Source organism: Streptomyces sp. Ac-502 (assembly GCF_045222935.1).
GTDB classification, from domain to species: domain Bacteria; phylum Actinomycetota; class Actinomycetes; order Streptomycetales; family Streptomycetaceae; genus Streptomyces; species Streptomyces monomycini.
This window is the reverse complement of the sequence record NZ_JBHFFO010000001.1, coordinates 181,937-195,099: the sequence shown is the minus strand read 5'-3', so window position 1 is coordinate 195,099 and position 13,163 is coordinate 181,937. Positions and strand designations below refer to the sequence as shown.

Annotated in this window: 8 protein-coding genes and 4 pseudogenes; 5 read left to right on the top strand and 7 right to left on the bottom strand. The window is 69.5% G+C overall.

What is annotated here, in order from left to right; all coding sequences use genetic code 11:
• Window positions 1–224 precede the first annotated feature (224 nt).
• Complete coding sequence (locus ACEXOX_RS00965) at window positions 225–647, bottom strand: MarR family winged helix-turn-helix transcriptional regulator (RefSeq protein ID WP_406518509.1); 423 nt, start codon at window positions 645–647, stop codon at window positions 225–227.
• 241 nt (window positions 648–888) lie between these two features.
• Between ACEXOX_RS00965 and eno the strand changes: the two genes are divergently transcribed.
• The 3 genes and pseudogenes from eno (at window position 889) to ACEXOX_RS00950 (ending at window position 4,029) form a co-directional block, all read left to right on the top strand.
• On the top strand, window positions 889–2,196 hold the full coding sequence (eno, locus tag ACEXOX_RS00960) for a phosphopyruvate hydratase (protein ID WP_406518508.1): 1,308 nt from the start codon (window positions 889–891) through the stop codon (window positions 2,194–2,196).
• Between the two features lie 202 nt (window positions 2,197–2,398).
• Window positions 2,399–3,056: pseudogene (locus ACEXOX_RS00955) on the top strand (DUF4157 domain-containing protein); the annotation flags it as partial.
• 139 nt (window positions 3,057–3,195) lie between these two features.
• Window positions 3,196–4,029, top strand: coding sequence for a hypothetical protein (locus ACEXOX_RS00950; protein ID WP_406526679.1), 834 nt, complete (start codon window positions 3,196–3,198; stop codon window positions 4,027–4,029).
• Between the two features lie 312 nt (window positions 4,030–4,341).
• On the opposite strand, the gene ACEXOX_RS00945 is transcribed toward ACEXOX_RS00950, so the two are convergent.
• Window positions 4,342–5,622 (bottom strand): MFS transporter, encoded by a 1,281-nt coding sequence (locus ACEXOX_RS00945; RefSeq protein WP_406518507.1) that lies wholly within the window; start codon window positions 5,620–5,622, stop codon window positions 4,342–4,344.
• A gap of 199 nt (window positions 5,623–5,821) precedes the next feature.
• Window positions 5,822–6,454 (bottom strand): TetR/AcrR family transcriptional regulator, encoded by a 633-nt coding sequence (locus tag ACEXOX_RS00940; protein WP_406518505.1) that lies wholly within the window; start codon window positions 6,452–6,454, stop codon window positions 5,822–5,824.
• Window positions 6,455–6,898: 444 nt separating this feature from the next.
• Between ACEXOX_RS00940 and ACEXOX_RS00935 the strand changes: the two genes are divergently transcribed.
• On the top strand, window positions 6,899–8,296 hold the full coding sequence (locus ACEXOX_RS00935; protein WP_406518504.1) for an MFS transporter: 1,398 nt from the start codon (window positions 6,899–6,901) through the stop codon (window positions 8,294–8,296).
• Complete coding sequence (locus tag ACEXOX_RS00930) at window positions 8,293–9,540, top strand: FAD-dependent monooxygenase (protein WP_406518503.1); 1,248 nt, start codon at window positions 8,293–8,295, stop codon at window positions 9,538–9,540. The genes ACEXOX_RS00935 and ACEXOX_RS00930 overlap by 4 nt, the downstream gene beginning before the upstream one ends.
• 14 nt (window positions 9,541–9,554) lie before the next feature.
• On the opposite strand, the gene ACEXOX_RS00925 is transcribed toward ACEXOX_RS00930, so the two are convergent.
• The 4 genes and pseudogenes from ACEXOX_RS00925 to ACEXOX_RS00910 form a co-directional block, all read right to left on the bottom strand.
• Entirely contained in the window at window positions 9,555–9,902 is a 348-nt protein-coding gene (locus ACEXOX_RS00925) for a VOC family protein (RefSeq protein ID WP_406518502.1), read from the bottom strand.
• 178 nt (window positions 9,903–10,080) lie between these two features.
• Window positions 10,081–10,419 (bottom strand): annotated as a pseudogene (locus ACEXOX_RS00920) (dienelactone hydrolase family protein); the annotation flags it as partial.
• Between the two features lie 275 nt (window positions 10,420–10,694).
• Window positions 10,695–11,339: pseudogene (locus tag ACEXOX_RS00915) on the bottom strand (DNA alkylation repair protein).
• Between the two features lie 248 nt (window positions 11,340–11,587).
• Window positions 11,588–12,641, bottom strand: a pseudogene (locus ACEXOX_RS00910) (pyridine nucleotide-disulfide oxidoreductase).
• Window positions 12,642–13,163 lie beyond the last annotated feature (522 nt).

Genomic DNA, 13,163 nt, shown 5'->3' with positions numbered 1-13,163 from the left:
GCGGAGTCATATGCGTCCGGTGGCTGCCGAGTGAGGCATGCTGCCCGTGGGCTTCCGGGGAACGCCTGGGGCGGCACCGTAGGTCATGCGACGGTTGTCGTGAGGAGGTACGTACGGGTATGGCCGAGAGTCGCCACCCTCTTCGCGCACACACTCGGGAGCCTGCGGCGCGCCGCGCCGGCGTTGCCTGGCCCGCGGCCGCCGATCACATGGGAATGACTTGTCTAGCGTGTGGCGAGGCGCTCCAGCAGGGATGCGCTGCGCGCCAGCAACGCCCGCTCCTCGTCGGTGAGTTCGGCCTCGATGGCCTGCGCGAGCCAACCCGCCCTGCGGCCGCGCTCCGCTTCGAGTGCGGCCCGGCCCTCGTCCGACAGCTCGACCAGTGACTTGCGTCCGTCCGTGGGGTGCGCCCGGCGAGTGATCAGGTTCTGTTCCATGAGCAGCCCGACCGCCCGGGCCATCGACTGGGGGCGTACGCGCTGGTCGACGGCGAGGTCACTGGTGGTCATGGCGCCGTGGCGGTCGAGTGCGCCCAGCACGGCGATCTGCCCCACGGGGATGCGGTCCTCGTGTTTGACGCGTCGGGTGAGCTTGCTCATCGCGGTACGGAGTTCGGCGGCGACGGCGGCGGCTTCCGGGGTGGGCATAGGGCACTTTACCCCGTTGGCCAGCAAAGCTGCGCACCTGACCTGCACAGGAGCGCTGTGCAGGGACACTGTGCAGCAGTACTGCACAGCTAAGCTGCACAGTAAAACTGAGCAGCAGAACTGAGCAGCAGAACTGAGCAGCGAAACTGCACAGCCTTGCTGTAGGGTTTGGACTCGTCGGGCTCAGCGCCAGCGTTGTCGCAGCCGGGGCCACGGCACACGACAACGGGAAGGACCTCCCATGTCCGCGACAGCAGCCGGATCGGTCAACGCCACCATCGAGAAGGTCACCGCCCGCCGGATCATCGACAGCCGGGGCAACCCCACGGTCGAGGTCGACGTCCTCCTGGCGGACGGGTCACTGGGGCGCGCGGCCGTCCCCTCCGGTGCCTCCACCGGCGCCCGGGAAGCCGTGGAACTGCGCGACGGAGACGCCGCGCGCTGGCACGGTAAGGGCGTCGACCGCGCGGTGGCCCACGTCAACGGGGAGATCGCGGTGTCCGTACAGGGCCGGGACGCGGCGGACCAGGCGGGCCTCGACGCCGCACTGGTCGCCCTCGACGGCACCAACACGAAGTCCCGGCTCGGCGCCAACGCGATCCTCGGCGTCTCCCTCGCCACCGCCAAGGCCGCCGCGGCGGCCCACCGCCAGCCCCTCTACCGTTACCTCGGCGGCGCCGACGCCCGCCTCCTGCCGCTGCCGATGATGAACATCGTCAACGGCGGCGCCCACGCCGACAACCCGCTGGACTTCCAGGAGTTCATGATCGCGCCGGTGGGCGCGGACACCTTCGCCGAAGCCGTCCGCATGGGCAGCGAGATCTTCCACACCCTGCGCCGCGATCTGCTGGCCGCCGGGCACTCCACGGGCGTCGGCGACGAGGGTGGCTTCGCGCCCGCGCTGCGTACCGCCGAGGAGGCGCTCGACTTCGTGATGGCCGCCATCGAGCGCACCGGCTACCGCCCCGGCACGGACATCGGCCTGATGATGGACCCGGCATCGTCGGAGTTCTTCCGCGACGGGGTGTACGACTACGCGGGCGAGGGAGTGCGCCGTACCCCCGCCGAGCAGGCCGACTACCTGGCCAAGCTCGTCGACGCCTACCCGGTGGTCTCCATCGAGGACCCGATGGCGGAGAACGACCTGGACGGCTGGCGCGAGCTGACCGCCCGCGTTGGCGACCGCTGCCAGCTCACCGGCGACGACGTGTTCTGCACCAACGAGACGCTGCTGCGCGAGGGTATCCGTACCGGCGCAGGCAACTCGATCCTCGTCAAGGTCAATCAGATCGGAACCCTGACCGAGGCGCTGTCCGCGGTGGCCACGGCCCACCAGGCAGGCTGGACGGCGGTCATGTCGCACCGCTCGGGCGAGACGGAGGACACCACCATCGCGGATCTGGCGGTGGCGACCGGCTGCGGTCAGATCAAGACCGGCTCGCTCTCCCGCTCCGACCGCACGGCGAAGTACAACCAGCTGATCCGTATCGAGGAGGAACTGGGCGCGTCGGCGCGTTTCGCGGGCCGCTCCGCGCTGCGTCGGGCGTGAACAGCCGGCAGAGGTAGAGACCGAGTGGGCCTCCGATGACGGTCGGGGGCCCCACTCGTGTACTCAGATGACGTCCGAATGCTGTCCGAGCGACGTCCGGAGACGTTGCCTTCGGGGCTGCCCTTCCGGCCCTTCCCGCCGGGCGCCAGGGGTGACACCGTGCCCGGCGGAGGCGGCGAGTCGTACGGAATGAGGGAACGTCATGCACGCACACGAGCCGGAGCGGCCGACGGCGGGTACCGGCCCGGCGTCCGCAGAGTGCCGGGCCGGTACCCGGCACGCCGGCCGCCACCGGCTCCGGGGCCGCGGCGCTGCTCGCGTTGCAGCGTGCCGTGGGCAACGCCGCCGTACTCCGTGCGATGGAACAGGAGCGTCACGCGCACGGTCCCGGGTGCGGCCACCCGGAGAGGCCTCAGGACGCGATGCAGCAGGATGCGGTACGGCAGGGCCCCGTACGGCAGAGTTCCGTGCGCCAGGATGCGGTACGGCAGGGCCACCCGGTGCAGCGGTCGGCCGTCCACGAGGTGCTGCGAGGGGCGGGCAGTCCGCTGGAGAGCCCGCTGCGGCAGGAGATGGAGGCGAGGCCCGGCGCCGACTTCTCCGATGTACGGGTGCACCGGGACGCAGCGGCGCGGCGTTCGGCCGGGGAGATCGGGGCGCGCGCGTACACCTCGGGCAACCACGTCGTCCTCGGTGAGGGCGGCGGCGACAAGCACACCCTGGCGCACGAACTGACGCATGTGATCCAGCAGCGGCAGGGCCCGGTGGCGGGCACCGACAACGGCACGGGCCTGCGGGTCTCGGACCCCGGTGACCGTTTCGAACGCGAGGCCGAGGAGAACGCGGCCCGGGTGATGGCGCAGGCCCCGCCGGTGGTCGAGACGGCCCCCGGACCGCAGGCGGCGGCCGGGGCCGAGGCGCCGCACGTTCAGCGGGCGGCGGACGACAGGGAGCAAAAGGAGCGCAAGGAGTACGACGGGCCGCGCGCGTTATCGGCAGGTGAAGCCGAGCGCGCAGGGCACCAGGACGGCGAATCTGCGGATGCAGGACCGGCTGGCGCGGGAGGCGCACGCACCGAACGCTCGGAAGACGCCGCATGTGGCGGTCACGCACGTCCCGGGCGAAGGGCTGCGCTACTCCTCCAACACGGGACAGAAGAAGCTGTCCGAGGAGAAACAGAACGACGGGCTCGCTTCGGTGGACGCCGCGATGGACCCGGCCGCGCCGCTGCCGGACGACCCGCGCCGCCGCAAGGACCAGCTCAAGCTGCGGGCGGCGCGCTCCGGGGACTACGAGGCGGCGCACAGGGACGATGCGGATCTCAGGGGCACCACGGAGGCACTGCGCTCGTCCCGGGGCCCCTGGAACGGCGGCCCCGCGCACGACAAGAAAGAGGCTTCCGTACACGGTGAGATGACGCTGCTCGGCGAGCAGATCGCGTACTGGCGGAAGAATCCGTGGCCGCTGGGCGAAGGCCAGATCAAGGACGCGTCGATGGGCGGCGTCAAGAAGGCCTGCGGTGCCTGTGAGATGGCGTTCGACGCGGCCAACGCCACATTCGGCGCGGAGTACGGCTACCGTGTTGTGGCGTCCGGCTCGCACTGCGAGATGTTCCGGTGGTGGGCGCCTGACTGGCTGACCGGTCCCGCGTTCCAGCAGGTGGCGGCCGCCGCGGCACCCCGGGGTACGAGTTCCGCGGCCGGATCCTGGAGCAGACGGAGGAAGCCGCGGAGAGGGAGCGAACGTCCGGAACGCCTCGCCTGTCGAGTGCCGAGCACCGTCCGGAGGAATCGGAGTCGGAGTGGGAGGAGGCGTAGGGGGGACATCCAGTAGTCGTGGGCCGGGCCTTCGGCCGGGGTGGACGCGAGGGATTTGGGGCGGTACAAGGCGGTGTTGGGCGGGCAGTTGCCCTTGCTCGCGGCGGCCGGGGCGGCGCACGCGGTCTGCGCGGTGAGACCGCGAGATACGGCGCCGCGGCGGTGGCTGTCGCGGCGGCCGGCAGGCTGTGTCTGCCAGGTGCGGGTATAGCGGGCATGGTGGGGCCTTCCCCGTTGCACTCCATCAGGTAGGGAGGTGCAATAGCGCATCGGATCGGGCAGGCAGTGGTGTGGTGTGGTGGGTCGTGGTGGTGTGGTGGGTCGTGGGTCAACGGCGGTAGGCGGTGGCGGCGACGGCAGGCAGGAGGGCGAGGGACAGGATGCCGCCGACGAGGGCGAGGACGGGGTAGCTGGTGGCGGCGACCATGACGCCGGAGGCCATGCCGCCGGCGGCGCCGGCGACGGCGATGGAGACGTCGACCAGCCCTTGCGTCTTGGCGCGGGTGGCCAGCGGCACGGTGTCGGTGATGATCGCGGTGCCGGATACGAGACCGAAGTTCCAGCCCAGTCCGAGCAGCGCCAGGGCCAGGGCGAGCAGGAACACGGAGTCTGCCGGAGCGGCTGCGGCGAGGATGCCCGCGGCCAGGAGGATGACGCCGGAAGCGGCGGCGGTCTTCATACGGCCGTAGCGGTCGGCGAGCCAGCCGGTCAGCGGGGAGGGCAGGTACATGGCACCGATGTGAACGCCGATGACCAGACCGGAGGCGGCGGTGGAGTGGCCGTGGTCGTGCATGTGGACGGGGGTCATCGTCATGATCGCGACCATGACGAGCTGAGTGAGGACCATCACCAGGGCCCCCAGGACCACGCCCTTGCGGGCCTGCGCGGTGGTCTGTTCCTGGGTTGGCGACGTGCCACTGCCGGGGGCGGTACTGGTCGCCTCGTGGGCCGCGTGGGTGCGGGCCAGGAGGAGCGGGTCGGGACGCAGCCAGAGGGCCAGGACGAGGGCGGCCAGGGCGTAGGAGGCACCGGAGAGGAGGAAGAGTCCGGCGAGGTGGGGGATGCCGAGGCTGTCGGCGAGGGCATCGGTGGGCGAGGTGAGGTTGGGGCCGACGACGCCGCCGAGGGTGGTGGCGACCAGGACGGTGGAGACGGCGCGTCCGCGGTGGTCGGGGGCGGCGAGGTCGGCCCCGGCGTAACGGGCCTGAAGGTTGGTGGCGCTGCCTGCGCCGTAGATGAACAGGGCGATGAACAGCAGGACAGGGTTGTCCAGGACGGCGGCGGCGATGACGCCGGCACTGCCGAGGGCGCCGGTGAGGTAGCCGGTGGCGAGTCCGGGGCGGCGGCCACGGGCCTGGGAGATACGGCCGACGGCGACGGCGGCCAGTGCCGATCCGGCGGTGAACAGGGCGCTGGGCAGACCGGCGAGGGTGGTGGTGCCGAGCATGTCCTGGGCGAGCAGCGCGCCGACGGAGACGCCGGCGGCGAGCCCTGCGCCGCTGAGGATCTGGGAGGCGACCAGGACACGCAGGATGCGGCGTTGGGCTGCGGGGGCGGGGTCGGGTATGCCGGAGTCTGTGGTGGTGCCGGCCGGGGCAGAAGTAGTCACGGCTTCTTTTACCAGACGGGGTGGGCCGCCGCCCGGGCCTTTCCGCGGGCACCGGACGACGCGGAGCGGGGACGTTGCCCACGGAGCGCCGAGAGGCTGCGGCCGATGCGGGGGAGTTGACCCGCGTTGCGTGCGGTTTGGCGGCCGGGGCCGGGATGTGGCGACGGCGCCCCTGAGCGGCAGCCCTATCCCTGCACGGTTACACGGTTCGATACGCCCGGAGAAAGGTCCGCACTCCCTCGACGACGAGTGGCCGGACGCGGGTGTCCTCCGCGGCGTTCGCGGAGCCGAGCCTGTCCAGCGCGACGCCGAAGGTCAGCGCGATGAACTGGTCGGCGGCGAGCCGGGGGTCGGGGACGTCGAGCAGCCCGGCCGCGGCGAGGGCGGCGAACCGCTCGGCGAGCGCCTCGTCGGGGGTGTCGGCCATGGAGTTGTAACCCCGGTGTGGCAGATGACCGGATTCCGCCCGGACCAGCCGTTGCAGTGTCGCGTACTCCGCCGAGCCGAGCATGTCGGTCGAGATGCGCATCGAGAACGTGACCAGGGCGTCCTCAAGGCCGGCGGTCTCGGTGAGGTCGGTGAGGGTGTCGTCGAGGGTGCGCCGGATCGTGGTGATCAGTGACTGGCCGACGGCGTCGACGACGGCTCGCAGCAGTGTCTGTTTGTCGCCGAAGTAGTCGTAGACCGTCCGCTTGGACACCTCGGCCCGGGCGGCGACCGCATCGACGCTGGACCGGTCGAAGCCGTCGGCGAGGAACAGGTCCCGGGCCGCCGAGAGGATGGCGGCCCGCTTCGGCGTGGACCCCTCGCGCAGGGTCTTCGTGGTCGGCATGGGCACATCGTAACTGGCCTACACTGCACGGTGTAGTGTAATAATGGCTCGGCGGGTGCCGCATCCGTACACCCGCACCGCCCGGCGAAGCCGTGCGTGCGCCGACTCGGATACCGCATTCCGCCTTCCGCTTCCTTGATTCACCTCGCGGGACGACCTCGGCCCGTCCACCAAGCGCCAAGTACCGAGCACCAAGGGCCAGGCATGCCAAACGCCAAGCGCCAGGCATCCCCAACACCGTGCCCATGACCGCGCCCCTGCACGTGCCCGTACCCACGCACATCACGCCCCGCATGCAAGGCCACCGCGTCAGCACCAGCCCCACAAGGCAGCAACACCACATCCCGGCCCCGCAAAGCGACAGCACCGCACGCCGACCCCCGCGAGGCAACAGCACCACGCGTACGCCCTCCTACTCGCCAGGCAATGACGGAGAGGACGACCATGACCGCAACTCTCGCTCCTCCAGCCCGCATCGGAAAAGCCGCTGTAGGGGCCCTCGGCACTCTGGCAGTCGCCACCGGTGCCTTGGAATCGGTGGTGACACCGACGCTCCCGCTCCTGCAACGCGAGCTGGACATGGATCCAGCCGAAGGAGCGTTACTCAGCATCACGCTCCTCGTCACCGGCGCGCTCGTCACGCCGGTCGCAGGCAAGTTCGGCGACCGCTACGGCGGAAAGCGGGTGCTGATCCGGCTGATGGCGGTGGTCTCGGCCGGCGGGCTGGTGTCCGCCCTGGCGCCGAACCTGCCGGTACTGCTGCTCGGGCAGGTACTCCAAGGAGCGATGGTGGGCGCGCTGCCCCTGTCGTTCATCCTGGTACGCGCTCACCTCCCCGCGGGCGAGTCGAAGGTGGCCATCGGAGTGGTCAGCGGGTTGTTCGTGGGGGGTGGGACGGCGGGAACGCTGTCGGCCGGGCCGGTGGCGGAAGGGCTGTCCCGGCACTGGATGTTCGCCCTGCCGACGCTCGCGGTCATCGGGTCCACCACGCTGGTGCACCGGCTGATGCCGCACGATCCGCCGGGCCGGCCAGGCAGCGCCAGGGTCGACTGGCCCGGGCTGGTTCTCCTGAGCGGCACGCTGTCCACACTCATGCTGGCGCTCGCACTGGCACCCGGAATCGGCTCCCGGCCACTCGTACTCGGCGCCCTCGTCGTGGTCCTGGCCGCCTTCGTGACCGGGTGGACAGCCGTCGAGCGTCGTGCGGCCTCGCCGATGGTCGATCTGCGCATGCTGGCACAGCCTGCGGTGTGGAAGGCCTGTGTGCTGACGTTCGTGATCTGCGTCGGTACCTCGGTGGCGGTCCATCTCGTCCCGCAGCTGTTCGCGGTGCCGGCCCGTGAGTACGGGTTCGGGGCCGGCGCCACCGAGATCGGCTTCTTCCTGCTGCCCGGCGCCGTGGCCGCGTCGCTGGCCGGGCCGGTCAGCGGGATCGGGGTGCGGCGTTTTGGTCCGCGTGCCGTGGTCATCGCCGGAATCGTCGTCATGGCCGCCGCCCTGCTCACCCTGGCAGCCGTGCACACCGAGACCTGGCACCTCGTCATCGGGAAGATGATGATCGCGCTTGCCAACGGTCTGTGCGTTACAGCGATGGTGACCAGCACCGCCACATCCGTCGATCGCAACGACACCGGTATCGCCACCAGCCTGGTCCTGGTGAAGCGCGTACTCGGTTACGCGGTGGGTGTGCAGCTCAGCGGTGCCATCCTCACCGCTGGGACCCCTTCCGGTACGAAGGTCCCGGCCGAATCGGCCTTTGTCGCCGGCTTCCTCGTAGCCGGTGCCGTCACGGCACTGTCCCTGCTTGTCGCCCGTAGCATGAGCAAAGGAGTCAAGGAATGACCCGTACCGACCTGTCGAGAGGCAGCCGCATCACGCCGATGTGCCGAGTCCTGATATCCGGGGCCAGCGTCGCGGGACCGGCCCTCGCGTACTGGCTCAACCGCTACGGATTCGCGGTCACGGTGGTCGAGAAGGCGAGCACCTTACGTGGCGGTGGATATCCCATCGACGTGCGTGGCACCGCACTTGAGGTCGTCCGAAGGATGGGCATCCTGCCGCAACTGCAGGACGCACACATCGACCTGCGCCGGGTGACTTTCCTTGACGGGGACGGCGGCGAGGTGGCCAGGGTCAACCCGCACGCCGTCACCGGCGGTGTCGCGGGACAGGACGTGGAAGTGCGGCGCGGCGACCTGACCGACGCGCTCTGCACCGCGGTCCGAAACGACGTGGAGTTCCTGTTCAACGACTCCATCGACACCCTCGACCAGCCGTCCGGCCAAGGAGTCGACGTCACCTTCCGCGGGGGCGACAGTCGTACGTTTGACATGGTGCTCGGTGCGGACGGTCTGCACTCGCATACCCGCGCGTTGCTGTTCGGCCCGGAACAGCAGTTCCACCGGTACCTCGGCTACTGCTTCGCCGTCTTCACCATGCGCAACACCTTCGGGCTCTCCCGCGAGATCACGATGTGGAACACGCCGGGCAGGGCCGCGGCACTCTACGCCGCGGGGGACGACGACGAAGTGCACGCCTTCCTGAACTTCGCCCACCCGGAACCGCCGGTCGAAGCCTTTCGGCACCGGCACCCGGAAGCCCAACGAGCCCTCGTCACGTCGGCCTTCGCCGACGCCGGATGGGAGGTACCGGGCATGCTGGCCGCCCTGCGCGACGCGGACGACCTGTTCTTCGACGGAGTCAGCCAGATCCGTATGCCGCGCTGGTCCAGTGGCAGGGTCGCGCTGGTGGGCGACGCCGCGTACGCGCCTTCATTCCTCACGGGGCAGGGTTCCAGCCTCGCGCTCGTCGGTGCGTACATGCTCGCCGCTTCCCTGGCCGAGCGGGATCACGCCGCAGGTTTCGCCAGGTACGAACGCACCACGCGTGAGTTCGTGACCATGAATCAGGACCAGGTCGGCGAGAGCGGTGCCGGCCTCTTTCCCACCACCGCTCGGGCCCTGGAACAGCGCAACGACATGCTGCGCAATCTCAGCGCCATGCCCTCCGGGAAGGGCCGACCGGCTCATTCGGCCCTCACCTTGCCGGCCGCCCCCACCCTGCCCGCAACCGCGCCCCTGACGTGAGCCCGGAGGCAGCGTCAGCGGTGGCCCAGCACATTCACCACCCGGCCGTTGGGGTCGCGGACGAAAAACCGCCGCACACCCCACTCCTCGTCCTGCAAGGGGTGCACGATCTCCGCGCCGTGCTCCAACATCGACGCATAGGCCGCATCCACGTCATCGACCTCCACACTCATGTCCGGGATGACGGGCGCGGTCTTGTCGTCGGCCATGAAGCTGACCTGCGCGGCAGGATCGGTAGGGGAAGCGAGCGTCATGATCCAGCCGTGATTCATGACCTCCTGGAACCCGAGCAAGCCGTAGAAATCCCGGCTCTCCCGCACAGCCACTGACTGGACATTGGGCACGACACGACGAACAGCCATCGAAGAACTCCCAGTGAGGACGGTTGACTCCCTGCAACTCCTCAGAAGTACTACAACCCACCTTCCTTCGCGCGCCTTCTCGTCAGAGTCCGTCCGACATCCGGCACTCAGTTGTCGGTGAGGGTGCGGCGGGGGAGGGGCAGTAGGCGGTCCCGATGGCGCTGCGGGCGGCCGGGTTGAAGCCATCGGCGTCACGCAGCACACGTTCGGTGGTGTGGGCCTCGATCAAAGGCGTCAACTGGGCGAAGAACGCGGGCCGGGCCTCCTCTCCGATGTATTCGGGAAGGTCGATCACCGGCGCCGCGCCGTGCTGGTAGAAGAGGTTGGGCACGAGTACGTAGTACCCGTGCCCGGCCAGTTCACCTGCCAACTTCCGCAACATGGGACGAATGCCGAAACCATCCGCGTACATCAGCACTCCCGGGTGCCGCTCGCCACGGTCGGGGAAGGCGGCGAAAGCGTCAGCCCGAAACCGGCCGCGCCGGGCATGCCGTGCAGGCCGGCCCTCATCGGTGATCTTGATTGCGGCGAACGGGTGGTGGAGCGAGGTGGCGTGGGGACTGCTGCGGCGCGACGCTGCGCGGGAGTGTGTCCTGGAACCGGACACGAAGCAGGAGGGCGGCCCAACCGCGGCAAGGCTTCCAGCGGTCGGCGATCTTGGACAGTCGGGCGATGTCGACGGCTGGTCCCTGCGCGAGGCGGGAGCCTGAGGAGGCAATCGCGCTGGCCACTTCGCAGAGGGACTCTCCGTCCTCCCCTGGTGCCGAGCGCGCCCAACGTGCCGCAGACTTTCTACGTACTGTGCTTACGTCGCACCATCTCGGTGATCCAGGTGGGAGCGAACGGCGACGTGCAGCCTGGCGAAGTCGGGTAGTCCTTGAGTACCTCCAGGCGCTCGCCGATGTCGACGGCTCGGGCGCGGTGCCCGGCGTGCTCGATGCCGATCTGCGCCAGGCAGTGATTCATCGCTCACTGCAGGCGTTCGGGGGCGTCCTGCATCTCTGCCTCGATGGTGTCGAGCAGTCCGGAGAGGTCGAGGCCCTCGGGCTTCTTCGCCACGCGTTCGGTGGTCAGCGCCCAGCCGGCGCTGGCGACCACGGGGTCCGAATCGGCGGACCATGCCAGGCGCAGCTCTTCGGCGTGTGGATTCTTCCTCACCACATAGTTCACGAGCCAGTCGTGCACCTTGGGCGTGCGTGCCTGGCGCAACATGCTGTCCAACTCGTCACGCCCGAATGCCTTCGGGCGGCAGATCAAAGTGGCCAGTAGCCTGGCCGCGGTGTCATCCGTCTCCCAGAGTCGGCACGCCAGTTCCTGCTGCGTCTTCAGCCGCTTCGCGAGCGCGCGCAATGCGCTGAGGTTCACACCGTGATCGTCACCGTGTTTCTTGTTCACGGCGCGCATTCGTGGATTGTCGAGCGCGGCCAGTTCGGCCATCACCTCGGTCAGCGCGGTCTCGGCCACTTCAGCCTCCTGTCCATTGCACGCGGGGTTTCAGCCTACGGCGGGGGTGGTCCCGTGTGATGCAGCTGATCAGCGTTTCAGGGTTGCAGTGACGCACTTGGGCTTGAGCGGTGTCCAGTGGCGGTCCCGGGCCTGAATAGCACTTTTGGCGCTGGGGGTAGGTTCCATCAACACAAAGAAGAAAAGCTGGAGTCTTCACACAACCAGTTCGCGGAAAAGCGTCATGAAGTGGCACCGTCATCCGCCGCAGAGCGCGGAGAGTGGGTTGGTGCGACGCGCTGAGCCGCAAGGTTCAGCGGAGGACCGGTGAGAGGCGACTGAACGGGCCAAGCAAGACTCTGGCTGGCGCATCCGGCCGTAACAGCCGTTGCAGAGGAGCGGACAAGGCCATGACGTCGAGCAGGGCTCGGGTGACGGCCGGATCGCCGGTGGCGGTTTTCAGTAGGCGGTCGGTGTAGCCGCGCAGCAGCCGGGTGGCTGCGGGGGCCGCGGGCCGATGGCGCCGGGGTAGCGGATGTCCTGGCCGGTGGCCATGGCCCAGGGTGCCTGGGTGAGGCGTCCCACAGTGCGCTGCAGACGTCGGGCCAGGGTGGGGGCACCGAGACCGTACTGGTTCAGCGCGTCGCGCAGGGCGGCGGCTTCCTGGGCGGCGACCGACATGCCCTGGCCGTACAGGGGGTTGTAGGTGGCGACGGCGTCCCCGAGAACGGCGAATCCGCGGGGCCAATTTCGCAGCAGGTCGAAGCGGCGGCGCCGGTTGACGGTGCTGCGGGAGAGGCGGACGTCGGTGAGCGGTTCGACGTCGGCGATGAGGTTGGCCACGATGGGGTGCCGTACGTTGCGGGCGAACGGCAGGAAGGCACTGGCTTCTCTGGTTGGCTGGCCGCCGCGGGTGCCGGACAGGACGCGGATTCTCGGGTGGGCCAGGACCTGCTGCCGTACACCCCAGTCGAGCAGGTCGCGCGAACAGGCGATCAGGTGCTGCATCTCGGGCCACCGGCGCAGCCAGCCCGCCGCGGTGAGAGACACCAGCCCGGTAGGCAGCGGGATGCGACGCGCGCCCGTCGCCAGCCATTGCTGTGTGATGCCGGGCAGCAGGCTTTCGATGGTGCGGGCGCCGCCGGACCACAACAGGTGGGCATGCTGGGCTTGGGTCAGACCCTTACGAGGAGCAGGGGCCACGGGTAGCAGGTCGTGTTCGACGATCTGGACCTCGGCGTGCTCGGCCAGGACGGCGGCGGCCAGCATGCCGGTGAGGCCGCCGCCGAGTACCATGGCGGTGGGGGAGGGGGCTGGAGACGCGTGGGACTCGACGGTTGGTCACAGGCGGCGCTCCCCGAGCGGTAGGCGGACAGGCGTGACCATCGTTGCACGAAGAGGGTCGAGGGGTGCTCCGGACAGCGCGCTAAACGGACCGGCAGGCAGACTGACCACCACCGAGATCGTGTTCGCCGACATGGTCGGGCTCAGCAGCGGCAGCCCGACGGGCGAGAGTCGGACACAGTCATCGCCTCCATCATGCCGAAGGTGTGGTTTCGCTGTTATGTCTACCGCTCCGCGTTCGCGGTCTTCGTTCTTTGACCTGCGGGCTCTGCCGGAACGGCAGACAGTCGCGTCCACGTCACGCCCCATGCAGGGGTGACTGGTGCTTTCTCGATGGTGGTACGCCCTGATCAGTGCCGCCTGCCTGTTGGGCTTCCTCTTCGCCGCAGGCACAGCGGATTGGGCCGATGAGAACAAGATCGGCTGGCTGTCCTCCGGCTGCGTCGCCCTCGGAGGTGGCTTGTTGAGCATCGG